This window comes from Pantoea sp. SM3 (assembly GCF_000963995.1).
Lineage (GTDB): Bacteria > Pseudomonadota > Gammaproteobacteria > Enterobacterales > Enterobacteriaceae > Pantoea > Pantoea rwandensis_B.
Map to the genome: position 1 here is coordinate 191,348 of NZ_JZRD01000007.1, position 18,778 is coordinate 210,125.

Genomic DNA, 18,778 nt, shown 5'->3' on the forward strand with positions numbered 1-18,778 from the left:
AGGATGTAAATCAGGATTTCAGAGTGCCTCAACCAGCAAGGAGTGAAAATGAAAGTCGCGTTTAAGCAGGTGGATGTGTTTACCTCATCAGCGTTTAAAGGTAATCCGCTGGCAGTCATCATGGATGCAGAGGGATTAAGTGACGCCCAACTGGCCGCTATCGCCCGCTGGACCAATTTGTCGGAAACCACCTTTGTCCTGCCACCACAGGATGCTGCGGCCGATTATCGGGTGCGCATTTTTACCACTGAAGGGGAATTGCCCTTTGCCGGTCATCCGACGCTGGGCACGGCTCACGCCTTGCTGGAAGCGGGATGGACAGTGAAAACACCGGGTAAGATCGTGCAGGAGTGCGGCGTTGGCCTGGTGGATGTGCGCATTAGCGAGGATGGCGCGCTGGCCTTCGCCGCACCCGACGTCACGCTGACGCCATTTGATGACGCGTTGATGAGCAGCGCACTGAACAGCGAAGCCTTTGATACCCACCAGACGCCGACCATTGTCGATATGGGGATTCGCTGGCTGCTGATCCCGATGAACAGCGCGCAGGCGGTGTTGGATGTGCAGGCCAGCGCAGCGGATCTGCTGCGTTTGCAAAAACATGCCGACGTTAATGGCACTGCGTTGTTTGGCCCGCTGCCAGAGGAGTGCGGTGAGCAGTATGAGGTGCGCGCGCTGCTGGTTGAGAACGGCAGCCTGACCGAAGATCCGGTAACAGGCAGCGCCAACGCCTGTCTGGCGCGCTATTTCGCGGCGCAGGGGATAACCGAGGATTATCGTGCGCGTCAAGGCAGCGCTATCCAGCGTGAAGGGCGAATTCGGGTGAGTTTTAGCGGTGATAACATCTGGATTGGCGGCCAGACAGTGACCGTGATTGACGGGACGATCGAGATCTAAAAACACGCGCAATACATTGCGCCGCTACGGTCCTCTGCATCGCTACGTAGCGGCGCGATTGAGATCTCAAACATGGGCAATTAACGACCAACCGCATGATTGCGTAGCAGGGCGATTGAGATCTCAAACACGCGCAATAAATTGCGCCGCTACGGCCATCCTAAGGAGTGCGTAGCGCCGCGATTTATCGTGCATGAATGCCGCGTCACTCTGCGTGCATGATTACAGCGACTGTCCGCCTGACGCTTCGATGCGCTGCGCGGTGATCCAGCCGATTTCTTCGCTCAGGATGGCGCTGATCGCGTCACCAATATCATCCGGTTGACCCACACGACCCAGCGATGTCACCGAGGCAATGTGATCGTTAAGATCTTTGGTGTCACGCACGCGTCCACCGCCGAAGTCAGTTTCAATCGCACCCGGTGCCAGAATATTGACGCGAATGCGGCGCTCGCCCAGCTCTTTGGCCTGATAGCGCGTCAGCACTTCCATCGCTCCTTTCACCGAGGCATAGGTGCCTGAGCCCGGCAACGTCATGCGCGTTAATCCGCTGGAGATGTTCAGGATGCGACCACCATCAACGATCAAGGGCAGCAGCTTCTGCGTCAGGAAGTAAGGCCCTTTGAAATGCACATTGATCAGCGCATCAAATTCTTCTTCCGTGGTTTCTGCAAACAGCTTGTAGTGACCGTGACCGGCGTTGTTCACTAGATAATCAAAGTTGTCGCGCTGCCAGGTTTTTTGCAGTGCCTCTCTCACCTGTGCCACGAAACTGTTAAAGGTGCTGCTGTCGCCAACATCCAGCTGCAGTGCCACAGCACGCGCGCCCAGCGCCTCAATCTCTTTCACCACGGCCTGCGCTTCTTCCGCGTGACCACGATAGGTGAAAAGAATATCGACACCTTTGGCCGCCAGTTTCAGCGCACCATTCTTGCCCAAACCGCGGTTGCCGCCGGTAATCAATGCAATTTTATGACTCATGTTTCGCTCCAAGTGGAAAATTGAACACGGGATAAGGATATTCGTTATAAATTGATCTATAAACGCAGAGGAATACGCAGCACTGTTTCACTAACAACAACAATCGGTGAACAACATGGATAAAATTCACGCAATGCAGGTTTTTGTGCGGGTGGCAGAAATGGGCAGTTTTACCCGTGCAGCTGAAAGTCTTGGACTACCGAAAGGCAGCGTATCGCGCCAGCTTCAGGCGCTGGAAAATCAAATGGGCACGCGTCTGCTGCATCGCACCACCCGACGTGTTCATCTCACCCAGGATGGGCTGGTCTACTACGATCGTTGTCTTGATCTGTTGTCGATGCTCGACGATATGGACAGCCTGTTCCAACACGACCCCGCCACCCTGAGCGGCAAGTTGCGCGTCGATATGTCGGTGGCCATGGCCACCGGATTTATCCTGCCGCGTTTGCCTGAGTTTCTGCAGCATTATCCCGGCATCGAAATTGAGCTTAGCAGCAGCGATCGCCAGGTGGATGTGATTCGTGAAGGTTTTGACTGCGTGATCCGCGTGGGCGAGCTGAAAGATTCGGGTCTGATTGCGCGAAAAATCGGATCACATGCCTTGATTAACTGCGCCAGTCCCGACTACCTTTCCCGCTTCGGCATGCCGGTGCGCCTCGAAGATCTGGCACAGCACGCGATGGTGCATTACACCCAGCAGCTGGGGCAGCCCTCTTTGGGGTTTGAATATTTTGATGGTAAGCAGTGCCACTATGTTCAGACCGGCGGCGTGGTGACGGTGAACAGCACCGAAACTTATCGTGCCGCCTGCATCGCGGGTTTAGGCATTATTCAGGTGCCCGCGATTGGCGTGCAGCCACTGCTGGAATCAGGCCAGTTAGTGGAAGTGCTGCATCACTTCCCGGCCAAGCCGATGCCGATTTCGTTGCTTTACCCACATCGCCGCAACGTAGCACGCCGCGTGCGGGTGTTTATGGAGTGGCTGAGTCAGGTGTTGCAGGAGTATGTGACATAAAGGGCTATAATTTTAATTTCGCAGTGAACAGGATGATTATCGTCTATGACAGACAAACCTAACCAAGAATCCACGGCTGAAAAGAAGCCGCTTATTGATATCAAGACCGGTAACAAAACCGTGGATGGCTCAATCCAGAACGTGTCGCGCTTTGCGACCTGGTTCCAGGCCATTCCGGCGGTGGCGCATTTTATACGCGCGCTGGATCGGTTTAACGATCGCCTCGGCAGTCAGTTTGGTGCGGCGATCACTTACTTCTCCTTCCTATCTCTGATACCGATTTTGATGGTCTCCTTTGCGGCAGTCGGTTTTGTGCTGGCGTCGAATCAGGATTTACTCACCGAGTTGATCAACAAAATCGTTAACAGCATCAGCGATCCTACGCTGGCCACTACGCTAAAGAACACCGTGAACACCGCGATTCAGCAGCGCGCGACGGTCGGGCTAACCGGTTTGCTGCTGGCGCTTTACTCCGGCATCAACTGGATGGGCAATTTGCGCGAGGCGGTGCGCGCGCAGTCGCGCGATGTGTGGGAGCGGAAGCCGGACGATCAAGAGAAGTTGTGGAAGAAGTATGCGCGTGATTTGGTGTCGTTGCTCGGCCTGATGCTGGCATTGGTGATTACGCTGTCGCTGACCTCCATTGCCGGTGCCGCGCAGAATGCCATCGTCAACGCGTTGGGATTAGAGGATATCGAGTGGCTGCGTCCGGCGATGACCATTATTGCGCTGTCGATCTCCATTTTTGCCAACTATCTGTTGTTCCTGTGGATTTTCTGGATTCTTCCGCGCCACAAGCCGCGCAAAAAAGCGCTGTTTCGCGGCACGCTGCTGGCGGCGATTGGCTTTGAGGTGATTAAGTTTGTGATGACGCTGACGCTGCCAAAGCTGGCCACCTCACCGTCCGGCGCAGCCTTTGGTTCGGTGCTGGGATTAATGGCGTTCTTTTACTTCTTCGCCCGTCTGACACTGTTCTGCGCCGCGTGGATCGCCACCGCAAAATACAAGGATGATAAAGAGATGCCGCAGCCGCATCAGGGCAATTAACATCGCAAATTTGTTACATTTGCCCTAACAGCTAAAAATGTCTCCTGCGGGCTATTATTTCAGCAAAAACCAGCAGGAAACGCTAAAGGGTCACTTTAATTTGGCCCTTTTGCAGAGATTCCCGCCAAAAAAGTGACACTTCCCGTTCCCATCCCCCGTCGATTGCCACAACTCAGAAATTATCCACTTTTTCGCCGAAAATGCCTGTTCTGGCGCGGGTTTTCGTCATTGAATGCCGCAAAACAGGTGCGTAAGATTCTCTGTCTACATTTACAATTAAGAAACAGTCATGCAAGCCTCCATCACAGAAACACTCGACAAAAAACACGACGACACGCCCGTAAACTCACGCGGCAAAGTGGTCGTGGCATCGCTTGTCGGCACCGCGATCGAATTCTTCGATTTCTATATTTATGCCACTGCGGCAGTGATCATTTTCCCGCACATTTTCTTCCCGCAGGGCGATCCCACCGTCGCGACGCTACAGTCGCTGGCGACCTTCGCTATCGCCTTTGTCGCGCGTCCAATTGGTTCTGCGCTGTTCGGCCACTTCGGCGACCGTGTCGGCCGTAAAGCGACGTTGGTAGCATCGCTGCTGACCATGGGCGTCTCCACGGTATTGATCGGCCTGCTACCGAGCTATCAAACCATTGGCGTCGCCGCTCCACTGCTGCTGGCGCTGGCGCGTTTTGGTCAGGGTCTGGGCTTGGGTGGTGAATGGGGCGGCGCGGCTCTGCTGGCAACCGAGAATGCCCCCGCGAAGAAACGTGCGCTCTACGGCTCTTTCCCACAGCTCGGCGCGCCGATTGGCTTCTTCTTCGCTAACGGTACTTTCCTGCTGCTCTCCTGGTTGCTGACCGATGAGCAGTTCATGAACTGGGGCTGGCGTGTGCCGTTTATCCTTTCTGCCGTACTGGTACTGATTGGCCTCTATGTGCGCGTTTCGCTGCATGAAAGCCCGGTTTTTGCCAAAGTGCAGAAAGAGAACAAGCAGGTCAAAATGCCCATCGGCACGCTGCTGAGCAAGCATCTGACCGCTACGATTCTTGGCACCTTCATCATGCTGGCGACCTATACGCTGTTCTACATCATGACCGTGTACTCGATGAGTTACGGCACTGCGCCAGCGCCTGCGGGCTTGGGTTACTCCCGTAATAGCTTCCTGTGGATGCTGATGGTGGCAGTGATTGGTTTTGGTGTGATGGTGCCGATTGCAGGTCTATTGGCGGATCGTTATGGCCGTCGTCGCACCATGATCACCATTACTTTGATGATTATCGCTTTCGCGCTGATGTTCCCGGTGCTGTTGGGTTCCGGTTCGCAAATTCTGGTGATGGGCTTCCTGCTGCTGGGTCTGAGCATTATGGGGCTCACCTTTGGGCCGATGGGCGCGCTGCTGCCAGAGCTGTTCCCGACCGAAGTGCGTTATACCGGCGCGTCGTTCTCGTATAACCTGTCGTCAATTCTCGGGGCGTCGGTTGCGCCTTATATTGCGACCTGGTTGAACGCTAACTACGGTTTGCAGGCGGTCGGTTTCTATCTGGCTTCCATGGCGGTACTGACGCTGATTGCACTGATTGCCTGTAAAGAGACGCGCCATCAGACGCTGTACGAAGCGGTGTGATGGTTGCAGATTGATTTGAGGTACCCGGCTCAGGCCTAACGCTCGTCAGTTAACGCCCAATATGCAAAGGCTGTCACTGTTAAAGTGGCAGCTTTTTTTGTTTGGGTACGAATGCCGGAGTGCTGGCCTGCGCACCTCTGCTGCTGCCGGGCCGTCCTCGCGCCGCTGACGCGGTGCCATCGGCTTTCACGTCGTGCTGACGGACCGTTAGGGTAAGGCCATCCTGGCCAACCCGAACTGCCAGTTGCATCCATGCACCTGGCTCCTGGCCCAACGTAAAAGCCTCACCGCTGCGGATAGCCCTTGCAGCAGCAGAGGCGCTCTGGCCTCCACTATCGTGCCCTTTTTTACCACACGCACTGAAGCTTAAGAGCAGGCTGGGGCCGTACAGGGGATGGCAATCCGCAGTGCTGAACGTAGTGAGTATGCCAGGATAGTCCGCAGGACGCGGGCGTAAGGCGGGGCGGCACAGGATGTGCCATTCCCCGCCGCTCCGTCAGGCTGACGAATGAAGTGAAGGTACCGCGCAGCGGCGCGAGGACCGCCAGCCCCTGTACGACACCAGACTGCGTTATCACCCGTCGCTTAAATGACCCAAAACACACGGACTGCGTAATCGCCATGGCATTGCGGCTTGTAGAGTTATGTCGTGGCTGGCTGTGAGAAACCTATCTGATCAGGCATAAAAAAACCCCGGCAAGCCGGGGTTCTTCTTATGCTGAAAACTGTGTCGCGCGTGGCTTAGCCAGCAACCGCGATACGTTTCATGTCGGTCATGTAGCCACGCAGTTTACGGCCAACCGCTTCGATTGGGTGCTGACGAACGGCTTCGTTGACGTCACGCAGCTGTGCGTTATCAACCTGAGTGCCTTCGATTGCTTTACCCAGATCGCCCGGCTGCAGCGTGGTCATGAACTCTTTCAGCAGCGGTACTGCCGCGAAGGAGAACAGGTAGTTACCGTATTCTGCAGTATCAGAGATAACCACGTTCATTTCATACAGACGCTTACGTGCGATGGTGTTCGCGATCAGCGGCAGCTCGTGCAGTGATTCGTAGTAAGCAGACTCTTCAATGATACCTGCGTCGATCATGGTTTCGAAGGCCAGCTCAACGCCCGCTTTCACCATGGCAACCATCACAACGCCTTTATCGTAGTATTCCTGCTCTTCGATTTTGCCGTCGAACTGTGGTGCGTTCTCGAATGCAGTTGCACCGGTCTCTTCACGCCAGGTCAGCAGGTTTTTGTCGTCGTTCGCCCAGTCAGCCATCATACCGGAAGAGAATTCGCCAGAGATGATGTCATCCATGTGCTTCTGGAACAGCGGAGCCATGATGGTTTTCAGCTGCTCAGACAGTGCGTAAGCACGGATTTTCGCCGGGTTAGACAGGCGATCCATCATCAGGGTGATGCCACCGAATTTCAGTGATTCGGTGATGGTTTCCCAGCCGAACTGAATCAGTTTTTCGGTATAAGCCGCATCGTGACCTTCAGCCACCAGCTTGTCAAAGCACAGCAGAGAACCGGCCTGCAGCATACCGCACAGGATAGTCTGCTCGCCCATCAGGTCAGATTTCACTTCTGCAACGAAGGAAGATTCCAGGACGCCAGCACGGTCGCCGCCGGTTGCAGCAGCCCAGGCTTTAGCAATCGCCAGGCCTTCGCCTTTTGGATCGTTTTCTGGGTGAACCGCGATCAGGGTTGGAACACCGAAACCACGCTTGTACTCTTCACGCACTTCAGTACCTGGGCACTTCGGTGCAACCATCACCACAGTGATATCTTTACGAATGGTTTCGCCAGATTCAACGATGTTGAAACCGTGTGAGTAACCCAGCGCTGCGCCATCTTTCATCAGAGGCTGAACCGCCTGAACTACTGCGGTGTGCTGTTTGTCTGGCGTCAGGTTAACCACCAGATCCGCCTGTGGGATCAGCTCTTCGTAGGTGCCTACTTTGAAGCCGTTATCGGTCGCTTTGCGGAAAGAAGCACGCTTTTCAGCGATCGCTTCAGCACGCAGTGCATAAGCGATGTCCAGACCGGAGTCACGCATGTTCAGGCCCTGGTTCAGACCCTGAGCGCCACAGCCAACGATAACGACTTTTTTGCCTTTCAGGAAGCTTGCGCCGTCTGCGAACTCATCGCGTGACATGAAACGACATTTGCCTAACTGCGCTAACTGGTTGCGCAGATTCAATGTGTTGAAGTAGTTAGCCATGGGTACTCCGGTTAGATGTTGTGATTGCTTTTGTTCGGTAACGACACCCTGTTCAGTGCCGCGAATGACCCCATCATATGACAGGAAATCTATTGCTTAAATTGATATATTAGCAAGGTCACATTGCAGAATTTGCAACAACCCTTTGAGGTGAAACGCGCATGGATTTACGAGACCTGAAGCTCTTTCTTCATCTGGCCGAAAGCTGTCACTTTGGTCGCACCGCGCGTGCTATGCACGTCAGTCCCTCCACGCTATCGCGCCAGATTCAGCGCCTTGAAGAAGATGTGGGTCACGCGCTGTTTCTGCGCGATAACCGCACCGTCACGCTCACTGAAGCTGGTGAACGCCTCAAGCAGTTTGCTCAGCAAACCTTATTGCAATATCAACAACTGCGCCACGTGATGGATCTAAACGGCCCGTCCCTGAGCGGCGAACTGCGCATATTTTGCTCGGTGACCGCCGCTTACAGCCATTTGCCGCCGATTCTCGACCGCTTCCGCGCCGAACATCCGCAGGTGGAAATCAAACTCACCACCGGCGATGCCGCCGACGCAATTGAGATGGTGCAATCTGGCGAGGCAGATTTGGCCATTGCCGGACGTCCGGAATCGCTGCCCGCCAGCATCGACTTCACGCCGCTCGCCATTCTTCCGCTGGTGCTGATCGCGCCCGCCCTGCCGTGTGCGGTGCGCAGTCAGGCCACACAGGCGCAACCTGATTGGTCGCAGATTCCGTTTATCGTGCCGGAACAAGGCCCGGTGCGGCGCGGTATCGATTTGTGGTTCCGTCGCCATCGCATTCCGAATCCGCAAATTTACGCCACGGTTTCTGGCCATGAGGCGATTGTCTCAATGGTGGCGCTGGGATGTGGTATTGCGCTGCTGCCAGATGTGGTGCTGGAGAACAGCCCGGAGCCGGTACGCAATCGCGTACTGACGCTGGAGAATGTGGAGTCGGTCGCGCCGCTGGAACTGGGCGTCTGTGTACAAAAAAAGCGGCTCGGGGAGCCGCTTATCAGTGCTTTCTGGAACCTGCTGTAACTACTGCCCGGCGAGGAAGAAACGGAACGCCGGGTTGTTCGCCTCATCGTGCCATTCGTAGCCCAACGCCGTGAGATGGGTTTCAAAATCCGGCTCTTGATCGTTGGCTTCGAAGGCCGCCAGCACACGACCAAAATCGGTGCCGTGGCTGCGATAGTGGAACAGCGAGATATTCCAGTGCGCGCCCAGCGTCTGCAGGAATTTCAGCAGCGCGCCGGGTGCTTCCGGGAACTCAAAGCTAAACAAACGCTCGCGCAACGGTTTCGACGGACGACCGCCCACCATGTAGCGCACATGCAGTTTCGCCATCTCGTCATCCGACAAATCCACGACGTTATAGCCACTCTCATTCAGTTGACTGATGATCTCGCTGCGCTCTTCCAGACCGCGCGTTAAACGCACGCCGACGAAGATGCAGGCGTTGTCGGCATCCGCATAACGGTAGTTAAACTCGGTGATCGAACGGCCACCCAGCGTCTGGCAGAACTTGAGGAAACTGCCCTGCTGTTCGGGAATCGTTACCGCCAGCAACGCTTCGCGCTGTTCGCCAATTTCGCAGCGTTCCGACACATAGCGCAGACCGTGGAAGTTGACGTTGGCGCCCGACAAGACGTGCGCGAGGCGCTCGCCTTTGATGTCGTGCTGCTGGATGTACTTCTTCATGCCCGCCAGCGCCAGCGCACCCGAAGGTTCCGCTACCGCACGCACATCTTCGAACAGGTCTTTCACTGCCGCGCAGATGGCATCGCTATCCACAGTGATGATGTCATCGAGATACTCTTTGCACAGACGGAAAGTCTCGTTGCCGATGCGCTTCACCGCCACACCTTCAGCAAACAAGCCGACACGCGCCAAATCCACCGGCTCGCCCGCATCCAGCGCCGCTTTCAGACAGGCTGAGTCTTCCGACTCTACCGCGATCACTTTGATCTGCGGCATCAGCTGTTTGATCAGCACCGCCACGCCAGCTGCCAGGCCACCACCGCCGACCGGCACGAACACGCGATCGATATGTGCATCTTGTTGCAGCAGTTCCATCGCCAGCGTGCCCTGCCCGGCAATCACTGCCGGATGGTCAAACGGCGGCACAAAGGTGTAACCCTGCTGCTCGGCCAGCTCGATGGCTTTGGCTTTTGCCTCGTCGAAGTTAGCACCAAACAGATAAACCTCACCGCCAAATGCGCGCACTGCATCAACCTTGATGTCTGCCGTGGCCACCGGCATCACAATCAGTGATTTGATGCCAAGCCGACTCCCCGAAAGTGCCACACCCTGTGCGTGGTTTCCGGCCGAAGCCGTAATCACGCCGCGTGCTTTTTGCTCTTCGGTCAGTCCGGCAATCATCGCGTAGGCCCCACGCAGCTTGAAGCTGTGTACTGCCTGGCGATCCTCACGCTTCACCAAAATGGTGTTGCCGAGACGCGATGAAATTTTTTCCATTTTTTGCAGCGGCGTGACCTGCGCAATTTCATACACAGGCGCACGCAGCACTGCGCGCAAATACTCCGCGCCGTTAGGCGACGCGGGTAGCGGTTGAGACTCAGCCATTCGTTGTTAGCCTCCCAGCTTGGACTTATCGCGCACCGCACCTTTGTCAGCACTGGTCGCGAGTGATGCATAAGCACGCAGCGCGAAGGAGACGGCACGTTCGCGGTTGTGCGGGGTGTAAGCCGCTTCGCCACGCGCCAACTCTTTTTCACGACGAGCGTGGATTTCGTTGTCCGGCAGATCCAGATGGATACGACGGTTCGGGATATCCAGCTCAATCATGTCGCCATCCTGGATCAGCGCGATGGTGCCGCCGCTCGCCGCTTCAGGTGAGATGTGACCCACAGAGAGACCGGAAGAACCGCCGGAGAAGCGACCATCTGTGATCAACGCACAAGCTTTACCCAAGCCCATGGATTTCAGATAGGTGGTCGGATAGAGCATTTCCTGCATGCCCGGACCGCCTTTTGGCCCTTCGTAACGGATGACAACGCAATCGCCAGCCACAACTTTGCCGCCGAGAATCGCTTCTACCGCATCATCCTGGCTTTCGTAGACTTTTGCCGGGCCTTTGAAGGTCAGCAACTCAGCGTCAACGCTGGCGGTTTTTACGATACAGCCATCTTCAGAGATGTTGCCGTACAGCACGGCCAGACCGCCATCCTGAGAAAACGCGTGTTCGCGGGTACGGATACAACCATTTTCACGGTCATCATCCAGCGTGTCCCAACGGCAGTCTTGTGAGAAGGCTTGGGTGGTGCGAATACCCGCTGGGCCCGCGCGGAACATTTTCTTCACGGCTTCGTCTTGGGTCAGCATGATGTCGTACTGATCCAGGGTCTCACGCATGCTCTGCTGCAGAACGTTGCGCGCACTGGTGTCGATCAGCCCGGCACGATCCAGCTCGCCCAAGATCGCGACCACGCCACCGGCACGGTGCACATCTTCCATGTGATATTTCGGCGTACTCGGTGCCACTTTGCACAGGTGCGGCACTTTGCGCGACAGGCGATCGATATCCGACATGTTGAATTCGATTTCGCCTTCCTGCGCCGCTGCCAGCAAGTGCAGAACGGTGTTGGTGGAACCGCCCATGGCGATATCCAGCGTCATCGCGTTCTCAAACGCGGCTTTGGTGGCGATGTTGCGTGGCAGTACGCGCTCATCATCCTGCTCGTAATACTTTTTGGTCAGGCTAACGATGCGCTTACCGGCGTTGAGGAACAGTTCTTTACGGTCGGCGTGGGTCGCCAACAGTGAACCGTTGCCCGGCTGTGCCAGACCCAGCGCTTCGGCCAGACAGTTCATCGAGTTCGCGGTAAACATGCCTGAGCAAGAACCACAGGTTGGGCAGGCAGAGCGTTCGATTTTATCGCTGTCTTCATCGCTGACGTTCGGGTTAGCCCCCTGAATCATCGCATCAACCAGGTCCAGCTTGATGATTTTGTCTGACAGTTTGGTCTTGCCAGCTTCCATCGGACCGCCGGACACAAAGATCACTGGGATGTTGAGGCGCAGTGATGCCATCAGCATGCCGGGGGTGATTTTGTCGCAGTTAGAGATACACACCATGGCATCGGCGCAATGCGCGTTCACCATGTACTCCACGGAATCGGCGATCAGCTCGCGCGAAGGCAGTGAATACAGCATGCCGCCATGACCCATGGCGATACCGTCATCCACCGCGATGGTGTTGAACTCTTTAGCGACACCACCGGCGGCTTCGATTTGCTCAGCCACCAGCTTGCCCATATCGCGCAGGTGCACGTGGCCCGGCACGAACTGGGTGAATGAGTTAACCACGGCGATAATCGGTTTACCGAAATCGGCGTCGGTCATTCCTGTGGCGCGCCACAGGGCGCGTGCACCTGCCATGTTACGACCATGGGTGGTGGTGGCAGAACGGTACTTAGGCATGCTCTATTTACTCCAGTCTGAAATATGACGCGGGCGCAGCGGCACCCGCGTAACTGTCTTGTTATGGATTAACTTGATCCAACCAGCCGTACTTGTCTTCAGTTTCGCCCGTGAACAGGCCGAAGAATGCGCTTTGAATTTTGGTGGTCACTGGACCGCGTTTGCCCGCACCGACCTGAATGCCGTCAACGCTGCGTACCGGGGTGATTTCTGCCGCAGTACCCGACATGAACACTTCATCAGCCAGATACAAAGATTCACGCGAAAGCGTTTGCTCACGCACTTCGATACCCAGATCAATCGCCAGTTTGATGATGGCGTCACGAGTGATGCCCGGCAGTGCTGAAGAAGTGAACGGTGGTGTGAACAGAATGCCATCTTTCACTTCGAACAAGTTTTCGCCAGCACCTTCTGAAATATAGCCGTTGGTGTCGAGAGCGATACCTTCCTGATAACCGTGGCGACGCGCTTCGCTGCCGACCAACAGTGAGGAGAGGTAGTTACCACCGGCTTTAGCCGCAGTTGGCAGGGTATTCGGTGCAACACGGTTCCATGAAGACACCATCGCATCGATACCGTTTTCCAGTGCTTCAGCACCCAGGTAAGCACCCCATGGGAAAGCAGCGATGATCACGTCGGTGGTGTAGCCATCTGGTGGGTTCACACCCAGACCTACGTCGCCAACAAACGCCAATGGACGAATGTAAGCGCTTTTCAGTTTGTTCACACGAATCACTTCGCGGCACGCTTCCATCAGCTCATCAACAGAGGCGGCGATAGGAAAACGATAGATTTTGGCGGAGTCGTGCAGACGCTGCATGTGTTCACGGTGACGGAACACCACTGGGCCTTTGTGTGAGTCGTAGCAACGTACGCCTTCAAACACTGAAGTACCATAGTGCAGTGCGTGAGACATGACGCTAACCTTGGCGTCTTCCCACTTAACCATCTCCCCGTTGAACCAAATAAAGTCTGCTTTCTTCGTACTCATTGCTATTTCCTTTGGCGACTAAGCGCGGATTTGTTGTGATGTCTGTTGCTGGATCTCGACACAGGCGACATCCATAAGTTTGCTTAACTGCGAAGACAGTAAATCGACAGAACGCTGGCTGGCAACGGTCATCTCGATATTAATGTTCTCAGCGTTGATCGCAGATGCCATGTTCATCGAGCACACCTGGAAGCCACGGTGGCGGACAACACGCAAAATGCGCTCCAATATTTCAGGGCGGAAGCGGGCTTCGATAGACAATTGATGCTGATTCATGCGGTTTTCTCCATCATGTTTGCGTTGCTGGCACCCGGCGGTACCAATGGCCAGACGTTCTCATGCTCATCAATCGAAACATGCAGGAAGTAAGGACCTTCACTGTTCAGCAGAGCATCTATCGCGGCGTCGACCTGATCTTTACGGCTAATGTGCTGGCCTGGGATATCAAAGGCGCTGGCCAGCGTGAGGAAATCGGGGTTATCGGTGAGGATGGTTTCGCTGTAGCGACCATCAAAGAACAGCTGCTGCCACTGACGCACCATGCCCAAACGTTGGTTATCCAGCAGCAGGATTTTCACCGGCAGCTTGCCGCGTTTGATGGTGCCCAGTTCCTGGATGTTCATCATGATTGAGCCATCACCTGACACGCAGATCACGGTGTCTTCCGGGCGAGCAACCTGCGCACCGATGGCGGCAGGCAGACCGAAGCCCATGGTGCCCAGGCCGCTGGAGGTGATGAAGTTTTCTGGCGCGGTGAAGCTCATATGCTGTGCAGCCCACATCTGGTGCTGGCCGACATCGGTGGTGACTACGGCGCTATTGGCTTTATGATCGGATAACTGCTTCAGCAGCAGCGGAGCATAGATGGCTTCACCTGGGTGATCGTAACGCCAATCAAACTCGGCTTTCATCGCTTTAACTTCGGTGCGCCAGCCTTCAATCTGCATTGGCATACTCAACGCGGGCAGCACCTGGTTCAAATCACCTTGCAACGAAACGTGCGCGCGACGGAGTTTGTTCAACTCGGCCGGATCGATATCGATATGAATGACGTTCGCATGCGGGGCGAAGGTGTCTAACTTGCCGGTAACGCGGTCGTCGAAGCGCGCACCCACCGCAATCAGCAAATCACAGGATTGCACGGCAAGGTTGGCAGCTTTGGTGCCGTGCATACCCAACATGCCGAGATAGAGATCGCTGCTGGCGTCTGCGCTTCCCAGGCCTTTCAACGTGGACACCGTTGGGATGCCGGTTGCTTCAGCCATGGCACGTAATGCAGGCACCGCTTGTGCCATGCCAACACCGCCGCCGATATACAGCATTGGCTTATGCGACTGCGCCATCAATGCGCGGGCTTCCGCGATATGCTCTGGCGAGTGACTGATCGCCTCTTCAACCGGCAGCAAGTGTGGGGTTAAATCGCCACTGGCAATTTGGATGTCTTTCGGGATATCCACCAGAACCGGACCGGGACGGCCAGACTGGGCGATGGCAAAGGCTTCGGCCATCACGGAAGGCAAATCTTCGAAGGATTCAACCAGGAAACTGTGCTTGGTGCAGGCTAATGACAGGCCGAGAACGTCGATTTCCTGGAAGGCATCGGTGCCGATGAACGCAGATGAAACCTGACCGGTGATCGCGACAACCGGGATGGAATCCATAAACGCATCGGCTAAACCGGTGATCAGGTTAGTGGCGCCGGGACCGGAAGTGGCGATACAAACGCCTGTTTTACCGGTGGCGCGGGCATAACCAATTGCCGCCATCACTGCACCTTGTTCATGACGACACAGTAGGTGTTCCACGCCGCCATCGTAGAGCGCATCGTACACTGGCATGATTGCGCCGCCAGGATAGCCAAACACTGTGTCGACACTCTGCGCGCGTAAAGCCTGAACTACCCACTGTGCACCTGTCATCGTTATTCTCCTGTATTCCTTGGGGAACAACAGAATTTTATGCTACTGCTCATAATCTGTTCCTCGCTGATTCGCTGATATTTAGCCAGGTCAAAAAAAAACCCCCGGACCTTTCGGTGCGGGGGTTTTTGGAATTCCGGGCTTGATTTTTAAGCCTTTCTTTCTCCAAGCGATGCCCCGCACGGTGGGATAATAATCACCACCACGCTAATCACGACTAGGCTAATCACTTGTAGAAGGGCTTTCATGTGTTGTCTGTTTTTTCGATTGTTCGAAGTAATACCTACAGAGTTACCATAGTTATCTACGCATTGACAATTATTTTCATAATGTTTTTTTATGACGCAAGCGATGGGTGTGGGTTATCGCCTTGTAAGTTAAAGGTTATTTTTAGTTGTGAAAAATTTTCATTACGCACACTGCGTAACCTCTCTGTTAATTCTGCGATATCGACCTCAATTGCGGCGAAAACATTGTAAAAACCGTCGATTCACTGGAACCCGGCGCTGATGTTTTTAAATCGCATTCGCAATCTGAATTTACTCCTCGCATGATGAAGACAACAAGGAGTGGTTATGTCTTTATCAAAGGTTCTCACTCGCGCGGCGCTCGGTGTGCAGGCGCCATTAGTAACGGTTGAGGTGCATATCAGCAAGGGCTTGCCTGCTTTAACGCTGGTTGGCTTGCCTGAAACCACGGTGAAGGAAGCGCGGGAACGGGTGCGCAGTGCCATTATCAATAGCGGATTCACCTTCCCGGCTAAACGCGTCACCATCAATTTGGCCCCCGCCGATCTGCCAAAAGAGGGAGGACGCTACGACCTTCCCATCGCCATTGCGATTCTCGCGGCCTCAGAGCAGCTTCCTGACGCGAAACTGGCTCACTATGAATTCCTGGGGGAGTTAGCACTGAACGGCGCGCTCTGTGGCGTTCAGGCCTCCATTCCAGCAGCGATGGCCGCATTGCAAGCCGGCAGGCAGATGGTGTTAGCTGAAGAGAATCAACAGGATGTCGGATTGATCCAACAAGGGGAAACGCTTGTCGGTAAACATCTGCTCGAGATCTGCGCTTTCCTGCATAACCAATCGACACTCACCGTTGCGCATTATCAACCTGAGGCGCTGCAACAGGAAAGCCTGGATCTCAGCGAAATCATCGGTCAGGAACAAGGACGTCGCGCCCTGGAGATCACTGCCGCTGGCGGGCATAACTTGTTACTGCTTGGACCGCCCGGCACAGGGAAAACGATGCTGGCGACCCGCCTGCCCGGCATTATGCCGCCCTTAGACGACCAGGAAGCGCTGGAGTGCGCAGCGATTAATAGCCTGGTCAGCAGCCGAAACCTCCATCATCAGTGGCGCAGAAGGCCATTCAGAGCACCTCATCACAGCGCTTCGCTGTATGCATTAGTGGGAGGTGGAGCACTCCCCCGGCCTGGTGAGATCTCTCTGGCGCACAATGGTGTCCTGTTTCTGGATGAACTCCCGGAGTTTGACCGCAAGGTACTGGATGCATTACGCGAGCCCATTGAATCCGGCGAGATCGCAATTTCCCGTACACGCGCCAAAGTCACTTATCCAGCGCGCTTTCAGTTAATTGGCGCCATGAACCCCAGCCCTACCGGGCATTATCAAGGCAGTCATAACCGATGCACGCCGCAACAGGTGCTGCGCTATTTGAGCCGGCTCTCAGGTCCGTTTCTTGATCGCTTTGATCTGTCTCTGGAAATCCCGTTGCTACCCAGTGGAACCTTAAGTCAAAAACAGGAAGTCAGTGAGAGCAGCGAGACTGTGCTTAAACGCGTCCTTGCTGCTCGTCAGAGGCAAATTGAGCGAGCAGGCAAAATAAACGCTCATTTATCTAATCCGGAGATTGCCCAGTGCTGTGTACTGAGACAGGACGATGCTATATGGCTGGAAGCTGTGTTGAATTCGTTGGGCCTTTCTGTGCGCGCGTGGCAACGCATTTTGAAAGTCGCCAGGACGATTGCCGATTTGGCAGGGGAGGAGACGATTTCACGTCAGCATTTGCAGGAGGCGGTGGGTTATCGCAGCATTGACCGATTGCTAATCTTTCTGCACAACAGTCTGGAATAAAAAACGGGGCTTTAGAAGCCCCGCTATTTTTAATCATCGCTATCGCTAAAGTCTTCCACAGTGTCCATCTGTGGCTTACCGCCAGACAATGTGTGGAAACGCTTAGGACGTTTAATACGTGCGGTATATTTCGACCAGACACGTTCAGCTTCCGTTTGCGGCTCACGCAGACCACGACATACTTCTAAAAACGAACGCTCTTCATCAGTCGCTGGTTCACGCTTGGCGAGGTCCAGTTCATTAAAGGCGTAACCGTGGCGTTCCAGAAGCTGAGCTTCTTTAATGGTGAAATCACCATGACGTGAAAAACCACGAGGGTAATGTTTGTTATCAAAGAAACGATTTGTTGTTGCGAAGCTATCCGCCATTTTACACGCTCCCGACTCTCTTATGGCCGTGCTATTTATGGCGCGGAGTATTAGATAGGCTTGACAGAGTGTAAAACAAAACATTTAAATCAGTACGACAAACATTTTTTGGGAGAATGCTGTGGATACGGAATTACTGAAAACTTTCCTCGAAGTGAGCAGAACACGCCATTTCGGGCGTGCTGCTGAAGCGCTTTACCTCACGCAATCTGCCGTTAGTTTTCGCATTCGTCAGCTAGAAAATCAGTTAGGAGTCAACCTTTTCACCCGTCATCGAAATAATATTCGGCTGACCTCTGCGGGTGAGCGTTTATTACCCTATGCAGAGAGCCTGATGAGTACCTGGCTGATGGCTAAAAAGGAAGTTTCACATACACAACAGCATCATGAGCTATCGATAGGCGCCAGCGCGTCGTTATGGGAAGCTTATCTAACCCCTTGGTTAAAAACGCTTTATGAGAACCGTGAAAGCCTTCATCTTGAAGCACGTATCGCACAACGGCATTTGCTGGTAAAGCAATTACATGAGCGTCAATTGGATCTTTTGATCACCACCGAAGCGCCAAAAATGGATGAATTAACCAGCCAACAGATTGGTCATATTTCACTCGCGCTCTTCCGTGCACGTAAGACTGAGAAACGTGAAAAATATGATTACATTAAACTGGAATGGGGTGCGGATTTTCATCAACATGAAAGTTATTTATCCAGTGATGATGTGCCAGTATTGACCACAACTTCAGCGCATGTGACACGTGAATTACTCCACACCACCGGCGCTTGCGCGTTTTTACCGGACTCATGGCACAGCATTTATAGCGATTTGATGGTTATTCCAGATACACCCGTTGCCGTTCGCCCACTCTATGCGGTGTGGCTGCAGAATAGCGATCAACAGGCGCATATTCGTCAGCTGCTTAAATTTCCAGTATTGACGCAATAAAGCAGAAATTGAGAGGGGTTTGAGTGTCGCGCAGTGAAACTCAAACCCTTTTCACTGGCGAATTTATGAGGTAAATACCAAATTTTGGACAAAAAAAATCCTTTGCCGAAGCAAAGGATTGTTTTCTGGCAGGGGCGGAGGGACTCGAACCCCCAACACCCGGTTTTGGAGACCGGTGCTCTACCAATTGAACTACGCCCCTAAAAGGGTGGCGGAACGGACGGGGCTCGAA

General features: G+C 54.4%; 16 protein-coding genes and 1 tRNA gene. 7 read left to right on the plus strand and 10 right to left on the minus strand.

Going from position 1 to position 18,778, the window contains the following annotated elements:
- The first annotated feature begins 48 nt into the window (after positions 1-48).
- Positions 49-897, plus strand: coding sequence for a PhzF family phenazine biosynthesis protein (locus VI01_RS04680; RefSeq protein ID WP_045814162.1), 849 nt, complete (start codon positions 49-51; stop codon positions 895-897).
- A gap of 222 nt (positions 898-1,119) precedes the next feature.
- On the opposite strand, the gene VI01_RS04685 is transcribed toward VI01_RS04680, so the two are convergent.
- Entirely contained in the window at positions 1,120-1,878 is a 759-nt protein-coding gene (locus VI01_RS04685) for an SDR family NAD(P)-dependent oxidoreductase (protein ID WP_045814163.1), read from the minus strand.
- 115 nt (positions 1,879-1,993) lie between these two features.
- On the opposite strand from VI01_RS04685, the gene VI01_RS04690 reads away from it, so the two are divergent.
- The 3 genes from VI01_RS04690 to VI01_RS04700 all read left to right on the plus strand — a co-directional run bounded on the left by VI01_RS04690 (position 1,994) and on the right by VI01_RS04700 (position 5,564).
- Entirely contained in the window at positions 1,994-2,893 is a 900-nt protein-coding gene (locus VI01_RS04690) for a LysR family transcriptional regulator (RefSeq protein WP_045814179.1), read from the plus strand.
- Positions 2,894-2,938: 45 nt separating this feature from the next.
- On the plus strand, positions 2,939-3,940 hold the full coding sequence (yhjD, locus tag VI01_RS04695; protein WP_045814164.1) for an inner membrane protein YhjD: 1,002 nt from the start codon (positions 2,939-2,941) through the stop codon (positions 3,938-3,940).
- Positions 3,941-4,229: 289 nt separating this feature from the next.
- Positions 4,230-5,564, plus strand: coding sequence for an MFS transporter (locus tag VI01_RS04700; protein WP_045814165.1), 1,335 nt, complete (start codon positions 4,230-4,232; stop codon positions 5,562-5,564).
- A gap of 741 nt (positions 5,565-6,305) precedes the next feature.
- Here VI01_RS04700 and ilvC read toward each other — a convergent pair.
- Complete coding sequence (gene ilvC, locus VI01_RS04705; RefSeq protein WP_038644132.1) at positions 6,306-7,781, minus strand: ketol-acid reductoisomerase; 1,476 nt, start codon at positions 7,779-7,781, stop codon at positions 6,306-6,308.
- Between the two features lie 161 nt (positions 7,782-7,942).
- Here ilvC and ilvY point away from each other — a divergent pair, with 161 nt between their 5' ends.
- Positions 7,943-8,824: an HTH-type transcriptional activator IlvY gene (ilvY, locus tag VI01_RS04710; RefSeq protein WP_034820008.1), complete on the plus strand. Its 882-nt coding sequence runs from the start codon at positions 7,943-7,945 to the stop codon at positions 8,822-8,824.
- On the opposite strand, the gene ilvA is transcribed toward ilvY, so the two are convergent.
- The 6 genes from ilvA to ilvL all read right to left on the minus strand — a co-directional run bounded on the left by ilvA (position 8,825) and on the right by ilvL (position 15,387).
- Complete coding sequence (ilvA, locus tag VI01_RS04715; RefSeq protein ID WP_038644129.1) at positions 8,825-10,372, minus strand: threonine ammonia-lyase, biosynthetic; 1,548 nt, start codon at positions 10,370-10,372, stop codon at positions 8,825-8,827.
- Between the two features lie 6 nt (positions 10,373-10,378).
- On the minus strand, positions 10,379-12,229 hold the full coding sequence (gene ilvD, locus VI01_RS04720) for a dihydroxy-acid dehydratase (RefSeq protein ID WP_038644127.1): 1,851 nt from the start codon (positions 12,227-12,229) through the stop codon (positions 10,379-10,381).
- A gap of 61 nt (positions 12,230-12,290) precedes the next feature.
- A complete protein-coding gene (locus VI01_RS04725) occupies positions 12,291-13,220 on the minus strand; it encodes a branched-chain amino acid transaminase (protein ID WP_034820022.1) in 930 nt (309 codons plus the stop codon).
- An 18-nt stretch (positions 13,221-13,238) separates the two neighbouring features.
- The gene (gene ilvM / locus VI01_RS04730) at positions 13,239-13,496 is read right to left on the minus strand and encodes an acetolactate synthase 2 small subunit (RefSeq protein WP_034820026.1); all 258 of its coding nucleotides are present in this window, start codon (positions 13,494-13,496) and stop codon (positions 13,239-13,241) included.
- Positions 13,493-15,139: an acetolactate synthase 2 catalytic subunit gene (gene ilvG, locus VI01_RS04735; RefSeq protein WP_045814166.1), complete on the minus strand. Its 1,647-nt coding sequence runs from the start codon at positions 15,137-15,139 to the stop codon at positions 13,493-13,495. Before ilvG ends, ilvM begins: the two co-directional genes overlap by 4 nt.
- Before the next feature lie 149 nt (positions 15,140-15,288).
- Positions 15,289-15,387 (minus strand): ilv operon leader peptide, encoded by a 99-nt coding sequence (ilvL, locus tag VI01_RS24655; protein ID WP_071531048.1) that lies wholly within the window; start codon positions 15,385-15,387, stop codon positions 15,289-15,291.
- Positions 15,388-15,714: 327 nt separating this feature from the next.
- Between ilvL and VI01_RS04740 the strand changes: the two genes are divergently transcribed.
- Positions 15,715-17,235, plus strand: a complete 1,521-nt coding sequence (locus VI01_RS04740; protein ID WP_045814167.1) for a YifB family Mg chelatase-like AAA ATPase — start codon at positions 15,715-15,717, stop codon at positions 17,233-17,235.
- A gap of 29 nt (positions 17,236-17,264) precedes the next feature.
- Here VI01_RS04740 and VI01_RS04745 read toward each other — a convergent pair whose 3' ends face one another.
- The gene (locus VI01_RS04745) at positions 17,265-17,603 is read right to left on the minus strand and encodes a DUF413 domain-containing protein (RefSeq protein ID WP_045814168.1); all 339 of its coding nucleotides are present in this window, start codon (positions 17,601-17,603) and stop codon (positions 17,265-17,267) included.
- Positions 17,604-17,724: 121 nt separating this feature from the next.
- Here VI01_RS04745 and hdfR point away from each other — a divergent pair, with 121 nt between their 5' ends.
- Positions 17,725-18,546, plus strand: coding sequence for an HTH-type transcriptional regulator HdfR (gene hdfR, locus VI01_RS04750; protein ID WP_034820037.1), 822 nt, complete (start codon positions 17,725-17,727; stop codon positions 18,544-18,546).
- A gap of 126 nt (positions 18,547-18,672) precedes the next feature.
- Here the strand turns inward: hdfR and VI01_RS04755 are convergent.
- A tRNA-Trp gene (locus tag VI01_RS04755) sits at positions 18,673-18,748 on the minus strand.
- Between the last annotated feature and the right edge of the window lie 30 nt (positions 18,749-18,778).

Bases quoted from the DNA above. Each gene is read 5' to 3' on its own strand.
- VI01_RS04685 (WP_045814163.1), bottom strand. From the start codon at position 1,878: ATGAGTCATAAAATTGCATTGATTACCGGCGGCAACCGCGGTTTGGGC.
- ilvD (WP_038644127.1), bottom strand. From the start codon at position 12,229: ATGCCTAAGTACCGTTCTGCCACCACCACCCATGGTCGTAACATGGCA.
- VI01_RS04680 (WP_045814162.1), top strand. From the start codon at position 49: ATGAAAGTCGCGTTTAAGCAGGTGGATGTGTTTACCTCATCAGCGTTT.
- VI01_RS04740 (WP_045814167.1), top strand. From the start codon at position 15,715: ATGTCTTTATCAAAGGTTCTCACTCGCGCGGCGCTCGGTGTGCAGGCG.
- VI01_RS04725 (WP_034820022.1), bottom strand. From the start codon at position 13,220: ATGAGTACGAAGAAAGCAGACTTTATTTGGTTCAACGGGGAGATGGTT.
- ilvG (WP_045814166.1), bottom strand. From the start codon at position 15,139: ATGACAGGTGCACAGTGGGTAGTTCAGGCTTTACGCGCGCAGAGTGTC.
- yhjD (WP_045814164.1), top strand. From the start codon at position 2,939: ATGACAGACAAACCTAACCAAGAATCCACGGCTGAAAAGAAGCCGCTT.
- ilvA (WP_038644129.1), bottom strand. From the start codon at position 10,372: ATGGCTGAGTCTCAACCGCTACCCGCGTCGCCTAACGGCGCGGAGTAT.
- ilvC (WP_038644132.1), bottom strand. From the start codon at position 7,781: ATGGCTAACTACTTCAACACATTGAATCTGCGCAACCAGTTAGCGCAG.
- ilvM (WP_034820026.1), bottom strand. From the start codon at position 13,496: ATGAATCAGCATCAATTGTCTATCGAAGCCCGCTTCCGCCCTGAAATA.
- VI01_RS04745 (WP_045814168.1), bottom strand. From the start codon at position 17,603: ATGGCGGATAGCTTCGCAACAACAAATCGTTTCTTTGATAACAAACAT.
- ilvY (WP_034820008.1), top strand. From the start codon at position 7,943: ATGGATTTACGAGACCTGAAGCTCTTTCTTCATCTGGCCGAAAGCTGT.
- ilvL (WP_071531048.1), bottom strand. From the start codon at position 15,387: ATGAAAGCCCTTCTACAAGTGATTAGCCTAGTCGTGATTAGCGTGGTG.
- VI01_RS04700 (WP_045814165.1), top strand. From the start codon at position 4,230: ATGCAAGCCTCCATCACAGAAACACTCGACAAAAAACACGACGACACG.
- VI01_RS04690 (WP_045814179.1), top strand. From the start codon at position 1,994: ATGGATAAAATTCACGCAATGCAGGTTTTTGTGCGGGTGGCAGAAATG.